Raw genomic sequence first — 17,059 nt, 5'->3', positions numbered from 1 at the left:
ACGCTGTCGGGGGTGATCTCCTGCTCGATTCACGCTAACGGCGGAGTGGTCCGGCCGGCACGTGGGGGTGTAACGCCGAGAACGAATTCAGTAGTGAAATATTGTTTGCGAGAGGGAATCCATGAAGCATCGACTGACGCGTTCCGCATTCCTCGTCGCGTTGGCCGCATCGGTCATCGCGGCGCCGACCGCCATGGCTGAGGACACGGCATCGGCAGGCACCGCGCAGAACGGCAAGTACTGTTCGTTCCAGCTCGACAAGGCGCCAGCGGGAGAAGTTTCTCCCGTGGCGGCTAAGGCCTGTTCCGACGAGTCTATCGAGCAGGCCAGAACCGAGATGTACCGGCAGTACGCCGCGAAGAGGCGAGCCGACGGCGACGGCGTGGCAGCCACCTACACGCTCATGCACTGGTACCAGAATGTCAACTACAACAGAGATCGACAGGGCGCCTACTGGGAATTCTGGGCAGGCGCTCCCTGCGACACGGCTGGATACCGGATTGATCCGGACACTTTCTGGCAGTTGAATCTGAGTTCAATCGCGGGCAACTACGACTGCTTCGTGGCACGGGTCTACAACATCGCACTGAACAGCGCCGCGGACTTCAACGTCCACGTCGACCGCGACGGCCGCTGGCTGGGGGCTTACAGCGACAACGTTGGCCGGATACAGATTCACGCATAGCGCAACGGAGCGAATACAAATTAGATCGCGATGCACCGGAATCATCAGTCTGCGAGAAAGGAATGACGATGGGAAGGTTGCTGGCAAACGTCGCGCTGACGGCCACAGCGGCAGGCGCGCTTCTTCTAACAGGCGCCGGTGGCGCTCAGGCGTATCCGCAAGGCTGTTCGACCGTGAGCGGGTCGAACTGGGCTTCGGCGTTCTGCACGGTCGGTACCGGCGCGTTCCGCATCAAAGTGACCTGCCGAACGCCGTCGGGAAGCACCTACTTGCGCTACGGTCGTTGGGCGACGCCGGCGCTCGATGTCAGCGATGCCGGCTGCAACGCCGATGATTGGGTCACCAACGTCACGGTGGAAAAGCGCAATCCCTGACCGCTCCGCCGGATCACTGACCGCTGGCCGGCAGCGGAGACCAGGCCTGGGCCCTTGAGACTTGGGTCGCTGTCGGCCGAGATCGTCGCGCAAACGCCGGTCACGCATGAGAGGTTCGACGAATTGTCGCACTGATCTCCGGTAAGCTCGCTTGCGGTCATTGGGCCAGATCTCGCAGCCGACCACCTGACCTGCGGCTGGGTCTCGGATCGCGACGGTGAAGCCAACGGCCGACATGACGAGCGCGTCTGCCCCCGTTTGTCGTGCATGGCCGCTGCCACTTCGCTGGTCTCACGAATCAGTGCTGACCGTGGTTGAGATTTCGCCTGGGGCGAACACCGTTCGCCAAGACGTCAGGCTCGAAGGGCATGCAGCTCTACGCCGCCATCGACGCCGACGACCCCGCTGTGCCCTCGGCGTACGCGAAGAAGCTCGCGCAACAGGCCCGGTAGCCGTCCAGTTTGTACTCATACGCCCAGTCCGGGCCTTCGCGCAGCCGGCCGCCGTCGGCCTTGGCCAGCATCGGCTCGACCCAGTCCGGCACGCGGGAGGAGTTGCGTGCGGCCATGGCCAGCCTCCCGGGTCCGAGACGTCGTCGCTTGGGTTTTGACGGTAACCCGGTTGGCCTAGCTCCGCTGTGTCTGCACTGGTCAACACCCTGATCGGTGACCTTAGGTGCGCCTCTCCAGCGCGAGGGTTAGTGGCTCGCGATGCGGTCAAGCACGATGAGGTCCCAGCCAGCCGCGATCATGAGCTCCCCGCTAGGTCCGAACGCTACGGCGCTGATCACGCTGAAGTCGAAGACGGCAACTTCTTCGCAGGCGGCGAGGTCCCAGACCCGCGCCGTGTTGTGGTGGTCGGCGGTGACGGCGACGGGGCGACCGCCGATGTGGGTACAGGCCACCGCACGCACACGACTGGCGTGGCCGGTGAAAGTGGTGAGCTCGTCCCCGGTGGCGAGATCCCAGACCCGTACGGAGTGGTGCCGGTCGGCCGTGACGGCGACGGAGTGGCCGTCGAGGTGGCTGCAGGCCACTGCCTGCACCGGGCCGGTGTGGCCGGTGAAGGTGGTCAACTGCTCCCCAGTAGCCAGGTGATGGCCTGATGCTGCACGGGCAGTGCTTCGTCGAACTGGCCCGCCGCCCGCAACAAAAGCGAGGTTGCCCAGCGCCCGCGCTACCCGGTGGTCGCCGGTTTGACGGTAGAGCACCGCAGCGTCCCGCTGCGCTACCAGGGCCTCCTTGAATCGCCCGAGCTGCTGGTACACGTCCCTAGATTTGTTCAGCGCCTGCGCCTCGATAGAGCTCTAACCGGCCTCGCGACTCAGCGAGCCCGCCTGTTGGTGGGCCTCGACGGCTTCATCGAACCGCCCGAGCGCGGCGAGTACTAGCCCGAGATTGCTGAGCCCTTGCCGTTCAGCCCGGCTGGAGCCGAGTACACGGTTGATCGCGGCGGCCTCTAGGTGCGCCGCCGCGGCTTCGTCGAACCGTCGCGCCGCGCAGCGCAGACCGATGTTGTTCACCGCCAAGGCCTCTTTGGACCGTCTCCCGCCTCCGGCAGACAGCCACGGCGCGTTCATGCCGCGATCATTTCCCCGAACTGCCGCCGCTCCGCAACGCCATGCCGAGGTTGCTCGGCACCGCTCCCTCCTGGCGCCGGTCACCGAGCACTTCGCGAGCGAATTCCGATCGCCGCACGCGAGGCCGGAACTTAGGCGGGCACGTTCGGGATCGCGGCCAGGCCACATTGGCGCGACGTTGACTATCGCGCCGCCGCGTTGGAGCGCAATCAGCGCGTGCATCAGGTACAGGAAGGTCCGCACCAGGTTGACGTGAACCATCCGCTCGAACTCGTCCAGGGTCGTCTGGTCGAGCAACCCGTGCGAGGACATGCCGGGGTTGTTCGCCGCGAAGTTGAGGCCGCCGTAACGCCGCGACTGTGCGCTCGACGGCAGCCCGGACCGATTCTTCGTCGGCGATGCCAACGGCGGCAGGCAATGCTTCGCCGCCGTCCTTGTCGATCATGGAGGCGGTCTCGGCCTCGGCGTTCCCGTCCGATCTCGAGCACGGCGACCGACGTGCCTTGCCGAGCGAACTCGACTGCGACCGCGCGGCCGATCCCGCTGCCTGCGCCGATCAGCAGTCCACGCTTGCCGGGCACGGCGCTCACGACAGCGCGCTCACCTGGTGCGGGCCGGGCGCGGCGAACGCCTCCGCCAGTGTGTCGGTGTCGGCCACGGCGAATTGCAGGATCGCGGTGGCAATCAGCGGCGGGATGGCCTCTTCGCCGGGATCGGACATGCCGCTGGGCCGTGCCCGACTGCACGAAACCAGTGTCGAGTTCGCCCTTAGAGTCGCACACTCAACCATTCGTTATCTTTTGCAGATTGTCACACATGAAACCCTTCACCGGGAAACTGTTAGATAAAATCGGCCAGCTCGGCTCGAATTTGATCGATCTCGCTATCCGCTGCAACGCAAACAGTCCGAAAAGAGACGTCAGAATTTCCTGGCTTATTTAGAGGATTCGCCCAATGTTTCGCTGCCTGCAAAAGAATTCGGAAGAGGTCCTGCCTGTAGCTTGGTTCCTTACTCAGAAGTCGCGTCGCACCCTCAATGATAACCACGTACCGATCCGCTGGCAGCCACGACAGGTCGCGCAAACAGTCGGACAGGGCATTCCAATTCCACCCAAACCAGGCCGGAAAATTAAATGCCGCCGAAAATTGAGCAAAGACTCCGTCGGCATCTACGGCACTTGCGCCATCAATTCGGGCGACCGCAAGAAGACCCGAGGGAGGTAAGACCTCCGCAATCGTCGACCTTTGAGTGCCAGACAGGAGCGTTACACCCGCATTCGACTCTTCCCACATACTTGTTTCCTCATCGTCCCGGTCGTGCCACGATAAAAGTCTGGTAGTGCGTCGGCGTGTAGTAGATCGAACCGTCAGATCCGGTCACTATTCGTTCACCGCCAGGCTTCGGGTTATTGGCCGATTGTACCGTACCCCACTCTCGGTAAGTAATTGGGTTTCCCCTGTTGTCAATCAATGGGAGGCGATATGCAGTGCTTCCGGGTCTGCCATTTTCATAGGTTCTTGGAACAATAGGGCCCATGTGTTGAGGGCCTGCGCCTTGAGCTTCGACACCATACTTTTCAATATCACTGATTACGGCGCGAGATTCGGCGGGGATCTCAGTCGGCAGCCAACCCCCAAGTCGCGACGGATCGCCCAGGATATCGCCGATATTACATCTACATCCGCGGATTCCGGCGATCGCGTCTCCGACGATGTTCGCCTCAGTTGCCTCTGTACTTATGAACAGATCCTCATAGAAGCCACCGATTCGTGCCGTGACCAGCGCGTCGCCGGTTGCGATTGCCATCCAGGAGGTAAAAACGGTTCCTTCGGGAATAATAGAAAGGGCCAGCAGTCCACAAGGCTCGAATGCAGCGCAAAGGGCAGCGCCAAGAACGGCCCCTTCCACTATCGCCAACGAGCCATAGATCGCACTCAGCTCGTTGAGCGCCTGCGCTGCTGCGTTGAAGGCCAGGTCGGTGGCGAAGGTGGGGCTGGTCTCGGCGGCGATGCACTCACGTTGGAACGCCTGTCCCATGTTTTCGGTGTGCCGGCAGAGCCAGTCGTTGTCCAGGATGCGCATCGCTTTGTCGGCGTCGGACATCTGCGCGAACTGGATACATTCGTCGTAGCCGATGCCGCCGGGGAGGCTCTTGCAGTGCAACAGGATGATGCCGTTCGCTTCCTCCTGCTTCCGCTTGACGGTGGCCAGCGCCGCGGACACCGCGTCGCTGGCCGCGGTCTTCGCCTTCTCAGCACTGTCTCCCGCCGCCAGAGCACTGTTGAAGGCGTCGCGGGCGGAGTTGTAGGCGTCCGAGGCCATGCGTGCGGCGAAGTTTGCCGACGAGTTCGCCCACGCCGCCGACATCGCGGCACTGCGCGAAGACTTCTGCGCGTTCGCCGCGGCAGTGTTGGCAGTCGCCGCGGAACGCGCCGCCCGGGTGGCGGCGTCCTGGGCGGCGAGGGCCGACTCGTGCGCCTGCTGCGCGCTGGCCGCGGCTTGCTGCCGGTCATTTTCGGCCTGTTGGGCGTAGCCGGCGGCTTCGGCGGCGGCGCCGCGTGCGGTGGCGGCGACCTGCTGGGCCAGATCGGCGTTTTGTGCCGCGGTTTGCGCGGTCTGCATAGCCTGGGCTAGGTAACCGGAGACCTGGGCGTCGTGGGCGGCAGCATCCTGGTCCTGCTGGGCCGCGGTGTATTGGCCGGAGGTGAGGAAGTCGTGGACCATCGCGGGGGTGCCGTCGAGCGCGATTTGGGCGGCCGCCTTGAGCTCCGGTCCGCTGGTGTCGGCGGCGAGGATCTGGTTGGCCTTGATCCGGTCGTCGTTGACTGCGTTGGCTGTCTTGCCGGAGTCGAGGAACTGGCGCAGGGCCTGGTCGGTGTCGGCGTCCAGAGCCTGCTGTGCGGCGGCCTGGGTCGCAAAGTTCCCCTCCCGCTGGGCTTGGGCGAGGATTTGGTCGACGGCGATCCGGTCGTCGAGTTCGCGGCCGGGATAGTCCTGGCTGCGCAGGAACGCCTGGACGTCGGCGTCCGTTCCGGCCAGGGCGGTGTCGGCCGCCTTCTTAAACCCGTCGGATGCAGTCCGTTCGAGGTTGGCCAGGGTGACGCGGTCGTCCTGACCTGCGGCGATCGCGAGGCCGGTGCGGATGAAGTCCATCGCGATGACGTCCGGGCCGGCCAGGGCATTCTGGGCAGCGGCCTGGGTCCACGGGCCACCGCTGGTGGCCAGAGCCAAGGCTGCCTTGCGGGCGTCCGATAACGCGAGCGCAGGGTCGGTGCCCAGAGCGGTCGCCTCGGCGATCAGTCGGTTCGTCTCGGCCGCGCGTAGATCGCTCTGTGTCTTGTTCCAGCGGTCGGCGATGGACACCTGATCGGCGGCGGTGCTCAGGCGGAGGGCGAGTTCGTCGTCGCGCTCGTATTGGGCCGCGAGGCGGGCGGCATCGGCGGTCCGGGCAGCGTCGTAAACGGTCTTGGCCTGGTTGGCCGCGGTGATGGCGGCTTGAGCGGCCTGGGTGGCGGCGTTCGCATGGGTAGTGGCGAGGTTGGCCGCTTCGGCGGCGTTGTGGGCGTGGTTGGCGGCATCCAACGCAGCCGCTGCGGCGGCGTCGGCATCGGTGGCAGCCCGTTCCGCGGCGGCTTGGGCGGCGTAGGCGGCGCTGGCGGCGGTGTCGGCGAACGCACTCGCGGCCTGCGCGGCGCGTGTGGCCCGGGCGGCGTTCGCGGCCGCGCTGGCCGCGGCCTGCCGCGCCCGGGCAGCTTGGGCCTTGGCCACCGAGGAGTTCTTACTGGCTGCTTCGGCCGCGCGGGCCGCGGCTGCGGCGTTGTTGCCGGCGGAGCCGGCCGCGGAGATCGCGTTCTTGGCCGCAGTGACTGCGTCACCAGCGGACTTGGCCGCCGCGGCCGCATCTCGAGCGCCTCGGGCGGCGTCTCGCGCGGTTTCCGCGGCCTGGCGGGCGGTATCGGCGTTTTTCGCATCGGTCGCTGCGGCGGAGGCAGAGTTGTAAGCCTGAGATGCCGCCTGACCGGCCTTGGTCGCCGCTGTCGCCGCGCGGGTGGCGGCCCCGGAGGCGACGCGGGCGGCGACGCTGGCCGCGTTCGCCGCGCCGACGGCTTCGCGGGCGGCCGAGGCGGCCTTGTCGGCGGCGTCGGCGGCTTGCACCGCCGCGGCGGTGGCGGCGTTCGCGTCGTTGTGGGCGTTCGCGCTCGCGGTCGCCGCGGCCTCGGCGGCTTGCTTGGCCAGCTGGGCCTCGGTCACCGCCCGCGCCGAGGCCTCCTTGGACGCCTGGGTTTCCCGCGCTGCTTCTTCACCGGCGTCTTTGGCCGCAGCGGCCAGCTGCGCGATCGTGGATGTTTCCAGGTCACGGGCTTCGGCGATCTCGCGATCGTGGTTGAGGAACTGGGCGTAGGCCGCGAGGGTGTCGGCGTCGAGGGCCCGCTGCGCGGCTACGCGGGTCTCCGGGCCGCCGGCGGCCAGGGCCTGGTCCACCCGGATCCGCTGGTCGAGCTCGTAGGGGCTCTTCCAGCCGGTGTCGAGGAAGTCCTGAATGGCGTCGTCGGTGTCGGCATCCAACGCCACCTGTGCGGCCTTCTGCAGTTCCGGGCCGCCGGCGGCCAGCATTTGATCGACGCGGATCCGCCGGTCGATACGCGACGGCAGCTGAATGCCCGAGGAGAGGAACGCGGGGATCGCCGCGTCGTCAGTCGCGTCGAGGGCGTGCTGGGCGGCGTCCTTGATGGTCGGGCCGCCGGAGGCCAGCATCTGGTTCACGCTAATCCGGTCGTCGACCTTCCGGTCCTGCGGCAGCTTGACGGACAAGAAAGACGTGATGTCGGCGTCGGTCCCGACCAGCGCCGCCGCCGCGTCCGCCTTCACGGTGGGGCCACCCAACCGCCACAGCTGCACGACCCGATCGCGGTCGGTCATCGGTGGAGCCGAGGTCTCCGGCGGCGGCTCGGAATCAGCCAGCGCGGCCGGCGCAGTCAGCATGCCCGCGAACAGCGCGACGACCAGCAAGACCAGCCCGACGACAGCCCGTCCGGATTCCCGGCATGCGAACATCACCCAGCTCCCCCTCATGTGAACGAGCACTCATCCGCCGAATGGCGTACGCAACCCCCGATAAGTCGCCGCAAAACGACAGCGTCATCCACGTTAACCAGCCGCCGTCATGCAGAGAATATGACCTAGATCACTCACGATTCTTGTAATAATTCTACCTTTGATCCGATAGGACGGGGCGGTGCGAGCTGCGTAAAGAACCACGAAAACGGACGTATTGGACACTGGCAAGGAGGGCTTCCTCTCGAGGCACTGCTTGGTATCGCACGGCGCTCGCAGTTGCAGCCTCGTCGGAGCAGACTCATCGGCCGGGGCGGATCTCCGAACGAGACTCTGGCCAATCCACCTCGGTTGTCGAACGACTGACTCCTTGCAGAAACCTGATAGACGGCACCGTAGCGATGTCGGCGCCTGCATCGATAGGCGTCGTCACCGCGCCGGCCGCCGGGTCGGCCTCGCGAGTGAGGTGCCAATTTCCAGCTTTCACCGAGACGAGTGCGCCGCAATCTGGCACAATGAGGAGAATCCTATGAGGAAACGACTTTTACTGATCGCGAGCGCACTTGCCGCGGCTATCCTGCCCGGCAATTTGGCCGCCGCAACCACGGCGAACGCCGCCACCCTTGACTCTGACCAGCAGGCGTCACTGGTCGAGGACTACGCCTACCCCGACGCGGCGGCAATCCAATCGACGTACAATGTCACGCTGATCTTCGGTGATGGTCATCTGATTTTCGCGGACTGCGCCACACCGCCGGAAGAGAACATCGGAGTCCTCCGGGTACGGACTACCAATACGTCCGTCGGCACGGACGGAAGAATATGCTTCAAAATCCTCTCGACACCCGCGCAGCTGTCACTGAAAGTACCCGCAGTCTTCGAGATACGGGGCGACGGTCAAGTGGCCGGCACCGGCCATCAGGTGCAGGCTGAGCTGACCACGGACGCCGGGCAACACTCGACGGTTCAGGTGAACCCGAGCGGGAGCACCCCCGTCGGCGTCGGAGCGAAGCCGGGCGACCCGCCGACCACCCTGCTGCAACTGACCGCCGCCGCGCCTGTCACGGCGGCCAGCCCCGCGATCAGCGGTGGCTCGTCGGCCCCCGACGGTGCGTACCCGTTCGTCGGACGGCTGGACGTCGGACATCCCGGTGCCGACGGACGTTCGTGCAGCGCCACCCTGATCGACAGGTCCTGGATCCTCACCGCGACATCGTGCTTCGCCGACACCGGCCTCAAGCCCGGGGCGCCTCCCCAACCCACCACCGTCACCCTGGCCCGCACGGCCACCAACGCCGGACGGACCTCACACGTCACCTACGTGACACCGAAACCGGGCACCAATGTCAGCCTTGGCCTCCTGGACGCCCCGATCACCGACATCACACCGCCGACACTGAGCACAACCGCACCCACCCCCGGCGAAACCATGACGGCAGTCGGGTATGGCCGCACTGCAGACACCTGGGTGCCCGACCAGGCCCGCGTCGCAACCATCACCGTCGACACCACCACCGACACCACCACGACGATGACCAGTGTCGACGGCATGGACACCTGCCAGGGCGACGCCGGCGGCCCGGCACTGCGCCAGACGGGGACCACCACGGAGCTGGTGACCCTGCACAGCACGTCCTGGCAGCACGGCTGCCTGGCGGTCACGGAAGCCCGCCAGGGCGGCACCGAAGCCCGGATCGACAACATCACCGACTGGATCCGGCAGCAGACCGCGACCACCACCATCCGCAACGCCAACGGCCTCTGCATGGACCTCGGCTCCAACGCACCCGGCACCAAGGTCATCACCGTCACCTGCCAGGCCGCCAACGCCAGCCAGCGGTGGCGCGTGCTCGCCGACGGCACCATCCGCAACGACAACGGCCTCACCATGGACATCGGGACCACCACCGGCGGCGCACCAGTCGTCACCGCGACCACCCAGCCCGGCAGCACCGGCCAGCAATGGCTGGCCTCCCCTGACGGCACCCTCCGCAACCACAACGGCCAGTGCGCCGACATCGGCGCCAACAGCAACAGCACCCCGGTCATCCTTTCCACCTGCAGCACCGGAAACCCCAGCCAACAGTGGGCCATCAGCGACTTGCACGCGCTCAGCGGGAAGATCCGCAACCACAACAGCCTGTGCATCGACCTCACCTCCAACGCGCCTGGCACCGGGGTGACCATGGCGACCTGCCAGCCAGCCGGATGGGCGAGCCAGCAGTGGGCCATACCGATCGACGGCACGATTCGCAACACCAACGGCCTGTGCATGGACCTGGCATCCAACGCACCCGGCACCCCCGTGGTCATCACCACCTGCCGACCGGGTGGCTGGACCAGCCAGCAGTGGCGCCTCCTGACCGACGGCACCATCCGCAACTACAACGGCCTGGCCATGGACATCGGCACCAACTCCGCCGGCACGCCCGTGATCATCGCCACCGCCCAGCCCGGCAACCCCAGCCAGCAATGGACCCTCACCGACCAGAGCTGACGACCGCCTCGAACGCCCACGACCACAGAGCTTTGCGTGTGGTCGTGGGCGTTCCTTTGGTCCCCGAGTCGGTGCCGCGATCAAGAGCAACCAGGTTGACCAGCTGGCCTCCGTGGACGTCTCAGATCCAATAGGCGTAAAACGCGCGCACCACCGCGTCCGAGTGCCGGACACTGCGCGCCTCGTACCAGTCGCCAAGGTGCCGTTTGCCGGTGACCGGGATGATCGTGCCGACCGACCGCGCAGAGACGGTTCGCACCAACGCGCGTGGCTTAGCTAGAGCGCATCAATCCTTTGACAGCCGCTGTAGCGCATCCCTCGCGAGCTGGGCTGGACTCACCGCGATCCCAGGTGGCTACGTCGCCGCCAGCGCACCGCGCCACCACAAAAGTAGGTCTCTGCAGCAGGTTTCTCGGAAGCTGCCGAAGTCGGTAACTTGCCGACCGTGACCGGCGTCCTCGTCCGCGTGACCGGTCGCTAGAGTTCCGCGGAAGGGGGATTCACATGTCAGCGTCATCGGACGATCCCGAGTTCTTCGACGAGCTGATGCGAGCTGAACTCCGCAATCAGCCCGTCAGCCGCTACGCCATCGCCACGTTCGTGTCGGGTCTGCTGGGCGGGCTTTTCGCGCCGGTATTTGCCGTCGTCGCGGTGGCCCGGATCAGGAAACGCCGCGAGCGGGGGCGGGCACTGGTGATCTGCGGACTGGTCGCTTTCGCCTGCTGGCTGGGCTTGCTCTCCTACCAGGCCGCCACCGGGACGGCGTGGTGGCGCCCGGCGCCCGGAGAACAGCTGCCCGCGGGCGAGGCGGACGGGCTCGACGTCACCGCGGGCCAGTGCTTCTGGTCCCCGACGGGCTCCGGCGAGGTTGACGTGCTGCTGACTTCCTGCACCGACCGCCACACCGCGGAGGCGTTCGCCGTGCTTCCGCTCGCCGAGGGGTCGATGCCCGAGATCGGCGAGTCCTACCAGCAAACGCTGGACCGCTGCACCGCCGTCGCCCACCCGATCCCCGGCGCACGCGTCCAGGTCATGACACCGGCCACTGAAACGGGCGGCAAGCACCAAGCGGTCTGCTACTACCGCTTCGCCGCAGAAATGACCGCGCCCGCACGGTGAGCTAGAAGTCCGCCGGTTTGGTGCAGGCCACCTGGACGAGGCCCGTGCTGTGCCGGCAACGACGTCGGTACCTTCTATAAGGAGTAGAGCATCCTCGACAGCGACGGCTACTTCGTCAGCTCAACCTGAGGCGCTGCACGCGTTTGCTGAATCAGGGGTCGGTTCGCGAACGCCTGAGTTCGCGCACCGCCCCTGCTACCGTGCACCCATGACCGTGATACAACGGGTTCACCGCACCGTCGCCGTCTATCCCGGCATATTCTTCCTCGCTAACATCACCCCGGCCGGCAACACCGGGATGCCCAACGATCTCGTCTACGGCCTGCTCGGCACCCGGCGACATCTGAGCGTTCGGCCTCAACGGCATCGCCTTCGTCAGCGCATTCCAGTCCCACGTCACCACCGTCAACATGGAATTCCCTGCCGAGCCGCTTGATGCGCCGGATCGGGTGAACGAGCCGCTCGTTGCGACCCACCACGGCACTTTCGCCTTCACCGGCAACGGGCTGCAGTTCGAGAACCCCGACTACATGCAACCCGAGACCCAGTTCACCGGGCCCATCTCCGGCCACCGCGACATCGTCGTCACGCGCCGCCTGCTGGTGTCGCCGGCCACCTTCACACCGCCGCTCGACAACCCCAACCCCACCGGCCTCGAGCATTGGACGATCACCGTCCATCCCGGATACGGCGGCGCGTAGGACCGCCACCCAATCCAATGATCAACCACGGGACAGGGCTGACCGCATTCTGTCCTCCGCTGCTGCCCGCTCGGGCAGTGACGAGACCTGCGGCGCCAGCGCGTGCCCAGCGAGGTTTCGTCGGGGTGCTCGACCAGTCCGTCGCCGCCGATCTTGGCCCGCTTGCACGACCCTGACGCTGGATCGGCGTCCACATGGACGAAAGTTCAGGTAGGGAGGCAATTTTTTCTTGCGGAGCTGGGTAAGTTGTGCGCGGGCCCGGTCGTCCCTTCCCCCTCGACAACCGGGCCCGCCTTGAAGCCGAGCTGCCTTTCACGTTCTCGCGTTGGGAGGCGTGATGGGGCGGATCGTGTCCGTGCACGGCACCAGCCAACTCATCGACGAGAGAGCTCAGGGCCGGAAGCGGGTGCACTTCCGGCCCTGAGCGTGGTGCGCCGTTACTTGCGCAGGAGTGTGGTCGGGGATTCGACGAGGGTCGCCGGACCGTGCTGGGTCAGCGGTGCGGTGACCGCGCTGGTGTTGTAGCGCTCGCCGCGGGTCAGCGGTGTGCTCCCGGCCAGCTGGGTCAGCCCGGTGAGCGAGGCGAGCTGGGTCACGTCGGACACTCCGTTCAGCTGCGGCGCCCGGGTCGGAAGAACTCCGTCGACGCTCGGCAGCAGCCCGCCCAGTAGCGGAAGCCCCGCCGTGGGCGTGTCCGCGCGCCGGTCGTCGGTCGGCACCCGGGCCGGTTGGACCGGCGCCACCAGCTGAACCGCCTCGGCCCGGGCGGCGGAGGTGCTCAGGCCGGTGACCCGGGTGCCCGCTGCGGGGTCGAGGTGCTGGGTGGTGACGGTTCCGTGCAGCGGCAGCACCGGCAGCGGGCCGTCGACCGGCGTGACCGTGGCCCGGTCCGACACCGTGCCCGCCATCGCCGTCAACGGCACGGTGACCGGCAGAACGGGCAGGTCGGTTGCCGCCAGCTCACTGCCCAGCGGCGCGTTGAGGTCCTGTTCCGGCAGGTCGCCGCTGACCTCAGCGCTCGGCGCCGGATTGTGCTGGAGCAGGTGTACCGGCACCGTGTGCAGGACCGCCGCGGGCACAGGAGCGTCGGCGACCGGGCCAGGGCGCTCCTGGGTAGCGGGCAGCGCCGTGTTGAAGGCCTGGACCGGGTGCCGCAGGTCCACGCCGGTCACGGTCTGCTGCAGCGGCTGCGCCACCTGAAGGTCGTCGATGGCGTCGTTGACCGGATCCACGACACTGTGCAGCCCGGGGTTGGCGTGGAGCTGGTCCAGTGGCGAGTCGGGCTCATCGGGGGTGACGGTCTCAACTGCGGAGGCGCTGCCGGTGCCCACCATCAGCAGGCCGCCGCTGAGCAGCGCGACCTGCAGGGTCCGCTTCGTCTGGATACGCATGACAGATACTCCTTCGATCAACACAATGGAAAGTGACAAGTGGTTTATTGGACAGCGATAAGGCGCGTCGACGGTGAAGCGTCGGCAACGGAAGGCCGAGCGGCTCCGATCGCGAATATCCGCGATCGGTCTACCGCCGTGACAACACCCGATACGTGCAGGGGCGAACTGCGACGCGGGTTGCGGCCGGAAGGCCAGGGTTGTCAGTCCGGCGTGACGCCGGGCCGGATTTCCGCCGATGTCACGGCTCGGCGTAGGACGCCATTTCGGCGATGCGACGGCTGCGGGCGTTCCGCAGCAGTTGGCTGCACCACGTCACCGCAACTGCGGTCGTGGCCGGCGGTGGAACCGGCACTGGCCGGAACCACGCAGGACAGCAGCGACGATCGTCCGGCAAGCCCATCCGCGCCGTGATCGGATCGATGGTCAGCGTTCAGCTGACCGACCATCACGGTCGTGGCATCGCGAACCGGGATCGCCGCCGCGGAGAGGCTGACCCATCGTTCCCGCGGGCCACTATTCGCCGGTGCGCGCGTGCCGTCGTTCGGCCCCGCGGTATCGGGACCGACGGGCGACTTGTCGACGTGGTCGCGAGGGCCATCGGCCGGCGCGACCAGCCACGTCAAGTCCGTCGCCGCCACGGCAATGCGCCCGGCCGCCAGGACGGTGGCGGGAACCGAAGCCACCGCGCGGGTCACGCTGGTTCCGAGTACCTCGGCCGACCTGGCCGTCGGCGAGACCGCCTCAGGCAGGTCGCGCACACGGGTAACGGCGCGCGTCGCTACGTCGTGAGTGCGCCGGACCACGGGAACGGAGCCAGCCGCCTGCGCAAGCACGGGCGGCGATGGGTCACCGATGATTGTCACGACAGCCGGGGAACCCGACTCGATCGGTGCGTCCGTGACCTGGGTGATGGTGCTGGCCGACGCGGTGGCCGTCAGCCACGCGATCGCGGAGACCGCAGCAGCGCCCCCGATCGCGACCAGGGCGCGCGCAAGGATCCGACCGGCGTTCACCGTGTCGCCTCCCCGCCTCGTCGCACCCGTCACGATCACGATCCCGCCCGTTCACCGAATCTTCTGCCATCGGCGATCAATCATGCCGATTCGGCCGAACCACGATAATCACACGCGGTTCACCAGCGGCCCCTGCCCCGCTTTTTGGGCTACGCGGACCTGGACTCGACCGTTTAGCACACCGACACCCACGTGGCCTGCCAGCAGAAACGCGCTCGGCTGAAGTCAAATGAGCGCACTGAACACACACCGGCAATTCACTCGAAATAGGTACAACAACACTGGATTTCGGTGATGTTTCCGACACGATCGGGGGTTCTGTGCGTGAATCGCAGCCGCGGCGCGCACCCTCTCCACCGACGACGTTTCCACACACGCCTCATCCGACGTCGTCAATCCCCGTTTCGCTCTCACGCCGAGGAGACCTCAATGATCAAGAAGATCGGCCTGATCACCGCCGCCCTCGCCGCCGGCGCTTTCCTCACCGGCGGGATCGCCTCCGCCGACACCCCCGGCGACTACGGTCAGGTCGGCCTGGTCAACCTCAACAACACCGACGTGCTGCACAACCTCAACGTCACGCCGGGCATCTGCGGCAACGACATCAACGTTCTCGGCGTCCAGGTCCCGATCCGCGACTCACTCAACGGCATCGGCGTGCCGATCCTGTCGCCGGGCGAGCACGAGGCCAGCGGCGAGACCCCGTACAACTGCGCCGCCGGCGCGGTCACCGACGGTGGCACCAGCCAGGGCAACTGACCCCGCAGCAGGGTCAACATGTGGGGGCGGGCACCTGCGCGGCACCCGCCCCCACATGAGGGCCCAAGAGATGTACGCGCCCGGCGCGTCGCCTCCCTCCGCCGACTTCTTCCGCGGTACCCGCTTCCGCGCAGGCGGCCCAGACGGTTCGCTTCGATCGCAGCTTCCGGACCACGCCGAAGGTGAAGTCCCGCTCCAGCTCGGCACCGCGCGCCGACAGGACGGTGCAGCCGGCTTCCCGGGCCGCAGTCCGCAGGTACCGCAGCAAAGTCGTCTTGCCGAGCCCGGCGGCCGCCTCCACGGCGACGACCCCGCCACCGTCGGCCACCAGCGCACGCAGCGACGAATCCAGCACGCCGATTTCGGCGTCGCGCTCCAACGCCGCCCCCCCGTTACCTTTTCGTAGTTCCTGTTCAAGGAGCTGTGGTCGCCAGGCCCGGCATGACTTACGCCCCCAGTCGCTCGCATGATCCGGGGGGTGGTGTCACCGGGTCTGGTGGCATCGACCGACCGCTGATAGGGACACGGCCACCGACTGGGTAGGTCTCGTCGTAACGTGGGTGCCGGCGCTCGATGCCTGATCGGTGACCACCCATGGCGGACGAAAAGGCTTGGTGGATGAGCAGCAGTTTCGGGGTGTTCCTCGGCCTGGACGTCGGCAAAGATGCCCACCACGCGGTCGGTCTCGACCCGGACGGGAAGCGGCTGCACGACGCGCCGCTGCCCAGCACCGAACCGAAGCTGAAGGCCCTGTTCGACAAACTCGCCCAGCACGGACCGCTGCTGGTCGTGGTCGACCAGCCCGCCACGATCGGGGCACTGCCGGTCGCGGTCGCCCGCGCGGCCGGGCATCAGGTGGCCTACCTGCCCGGCTTGACGATGCGTCGCATCGCCGACCTCTACCCCGGCCGCGCGAAGACCGACGCCCGGGACGCGTTCGTCATCGCTGATGCTGCTCGCTCGCTGCCGCACACGCTGCGGCCGGTCGACGTCGGGGACGAGGCGTTGGCCGAGCTGGACGTGCTGGTCGGGTTCGACGACGACCTGGCCGGCGAGGCCACCCGCCTCAGCAACCGCATCCGGGGCCTGCTCACCGGCATCCACCCCGCCTTCGAACACGCCATCGGCCCGCGGATCAGCCATCCGGCGGTGCTGGAGATCCTCTCCCGCTGCGGCGGCCCGACCGGCATCGCCAAGGCCGACCGCCGCAAACTGACCGCGATCGCCAAGGCCCACACGCCCCGCATGGGCGACGAACTGGTCGAGGCGATCATGGTCGCCCTCGGCGAGCAGACCGTCACCGTCCCGGGCACCGCCGCCGCCGACACGGTTCTGCCCCGGCTGGCCGACAGCCTCAAAACCGTTCTGCAGCAACGCAAGCAGGTTGCCGAGCAGGTCGAGGGGATACTTGATGCGCACCCTCTTGCCGGGGTCCTGACCTCGATGCCCGGCATCGGCGTCAGGACCGCCGCCCGCATCCTGCTCGAAGTCGGTGACGCATCCAACTTCGCCAGTTCCGGGCATCTGGCCGCCCACGCCGGCATCGCCCCCGTCACCCGCAGCTCCGGCACCAGCATCAAGGGCGAGCACCCGGCCCGGACCGGCAACCGCCAGCTCAAACGCGCGTTCTTCCTCGCCGCCTTCGCAGCCCTGTCGGATCCGGTCAGCAGGGCCTACTACGACCGGAAACGGGCCGAGGGCAAGAAGCACAACGCCGCCCTGATCTGCCTCGCCCGCCGCCGCTGCGACGTCCTCTACGCCATGCTCCGCAACGGCACCTACTACCGCCACCCCGAACCCGCTCCCACCCCAGCCGCGGCTTGACAACCACATAGAGACCTCCGCATCCCGAGCGGCCGGACGTACTCCACAGCGCCACGCG

General features: G+C 67.1%; 17 protein-coding genes. 7 read left to right on the top strand and 10 right to left on the bottom strand.

The genetic code is table 11. From position 1 onward, the window contains the following. The first annotated feature begins 121 nt into the window (after positions 1-121). Positions 122-685, top strand: coding sequence for a hypothetical protein (locus tag ACH54P_RS14165; RefSeq protein WP_489912842.1), 564 nt, complete (start codon positions 122-124; stop codon positions 683-685). 68 nt (positions 686-753) lie between these two features. Beyond that, positions 754-1,059, top strand: coding sequence for a hypothetical protein (locus tag ACH54P_RS14160; RefSeq protein ID WP_489912841.1), 306 nt, complete (start codon positions 754-756; stop codon positions 1,057-1,059). Positions 1,060-1,435: 376 nt separating this feature from the next. Here the strand turns inward: ACH54P_RS14160 and ACH54P_RS14155 are convergent, their stop codons facing one another. From ACH54P_RS14155 to ACH54P_RS14130, 6 genes are all read right to left on the bottom strand, one after another. Further along, a complete protein-coding gene (locus tag ACH54P_RS14155) occupies positions 1,436-1,627 on the bottom strand; it encodes a hypothetical protein (protein ID WP_489912840.1) in 192 nt (63 codons plus the stop codon). Positions 1,628-1,756: 129 nt separating this feature from the next. Beyond that, complete coding sequence (locus ACH54P_RS14150; RefSeq protein ID WP_489912839.1) at positions 1,757-2,326, bottom strand: WD40 repeat domain-containing protein; 570 nt, start codon at positions 2,324-2,326, stop codon at positions 1,757-1,759. Between the two features lie 39 nt (positions 2,327-2,365). Then, complete coding sequence (locus ACH54P_RS14145; RefSeq protein ID WP_489912838.1) at positions 2,366-3,043, bottom strand: tetratricopeptide repeat protein; 678 nt, start codon at positions 3,041-3,043, stop codon at positions 2,366-2,368. A gap of 181 nt (positions 3,044-3,224) precedes the next feature. Continuing rightward, entirely contained in the window at positions 3,225-3,359 is a 135-nt protein-coding gene (locus tag ACH54P_RS14140; RefSeq protein ID WP_489912837.1) for a hypothetical protein, read from the bottom strand. A 119-nt stretch (positions 3,360-3,478) separates the two neighbouring features. Continuing rightward, positions 3,479-3,931, bottom strand: coding sequence for a barstar family protein (locus ACH54P_RS14135; protein WP_489912836.1), 453 nt, complete (start codon positions 3,929-3,931; stop codon positions 3,479-3,481). A 10-nt stretch (positions 3,932-3,941) separates the two neighbouring features. Continuing rightward, entirely contained in the window at positions 3,942-7,694 is a 3,753-nt protein-coding gene (locus tag ACH54P_RS14130) for a hypothetical protein (RefSeq protein ID WP_489916432.1), read from the bottom strand. Between the two features lie 529 nt (positions 7,695-8,223). Here ACH54P_RS14130 and ACH54P_RS14125 point away from each other — a divergent pair. Continuing rightward, on the top strand, positions 8,224-10,191 hold the full coding sequence (locus ACH54P_RS14125; RefSeq protein WP_489912835.1) for a ricin-type beta-trefoil lectin domain protein: 1,968 nt from the start codon (positions 8,224-8,226) through the stop codon (positions 10,189-10,191). A 504-nt stretch (positions 10,192-10,695) separates the two neighbouring features. After that, positions 10,696-11,310, top strand: coding sequence for a hypothetical protein (locus ACH54P_RS14120; RefSeq protein WP_489912834.1), 615 nt, complete (start codon positions 10,696-10,698; stop codon positions 11,308-11,310). Positions 11,311-11,461: 151 nt separating this feature from the next. On the opposite strand, the gene ACH54P_RS14115 is transcribed toward ACH54P_RS14120, so the two are convergent. After that, a complete protein-coding gene (locus ACH54P_RS14115; protein ID WP_489912833.1) occupies positions 11,462-11,722 on the bottom strand; it encodes a hypothetical protein in 261 nt (86 codons plus the stop codon). Here ACH54P_RS14115 and ACH54P_RS14110 point away from each other — a divergent pair. Further along, positions 11,721-12,011: a hypothetical protein gene (locus tag ACH54P_RS14110; protein WP_489912832.1), complete on the top strand. Its 291-nt coding sequence runs from the start codon at positions 11,721-11,723 to the stop codon at positions 12,009-12,011. The genes ACH54P_RS14115 and ACH54P_RS14110 overlap by 2 nt on opposite strands. Before the next feature lie 437 nt (positions 12,012-12,448). Here ACH54P_RS14110 and ACH54P_RS14105 read toward each other — a convergent pair whose 3' ends face one another. Both ACH54P_RS14105 and ACH54P_RS14100 read right to left on the bottom strand, forming a co-directional pair. Continuing rightward, positions 12,449-13,402: a hypothetical protein gene (locus ACH54P_RS14105; RefSeq protein WP_489912831.1), complete on the bottom strand. Its 954-nt coding sequence runs from the start codon at positions 13,400-13,402 to the stop codon at positions 12,449-12,451. Positions 13,403-13,605: 203 nt separating this feature from the next. Next, a complete protein-coding gene (locus tag ACH54P_RS14100) occupies positions 13,606-14,418 on the bottom strand; it encodes a hypothetical protein (RefSeq protein ID WP_489912830.1) in 813 nt (270 codons plus the stop codon). 429 nt (positions 14,419-14,847) lie between these two features. Here ACH54P_RS14100 and ACH54P_RS14095 point away from each other — a divergent pair, with 429 nt between their 5' ends. Continuing rightward, positions 14,848-15,177 (top strand): hypothetical protein, encoded by a 330-nt coding sequence (locus ACH54P_RS14095; protein WP_489912829.1) that lies wholly within the window; start codon positions 14,848-14,850, stop codon positions 15,175-15,177. Positions 15,178-15,190: 13 nt separating this feature from the next. On the opposite strand, the gene ACH54P_RS14090 is transcribed toward ACH54P_RS14095, so the two are convergent. After that, positions 15,191-15,556: a hypothetical protein gene (locus ACH54P_RS14090; protein WP_489912828.1), complete on the bottom strand. Its 366-nt coding sequence runs from the start codon at positions 15,554-15,556 to the stop codon at positions 15,191-15,193. A gap of 239 nt (positions 15,557-15,795) precedes the next feature. On the opposite strand from ACH54P_RS14090, the gene ACH54P_RS14085 reads away from it, so the two are divergent. Further along, positions 15,796-17,001 carry an IS110 family RNA-guided transposase gene (locus ACH54P_RS14085; protein WP_489912827.1) on the top strand — a complete coding sequence of 402 codons (1,206 nt, stop codon included), beginning with the start codon at positions 15,796-15,798 and terminating at the stop codon, positions 16,999-17,001. Positions 17,002-17,059: the final 58 nt, after the last annotated feature.

Source organism: Amycolatopsis sp. N2S4-7 (assembly GCF_058119595.1).
The sequence above is the reverse complement of the archived record's forward strand: the minus strand, read 5'-3'. Positions and strand labels throughout refer to the sequence as shown.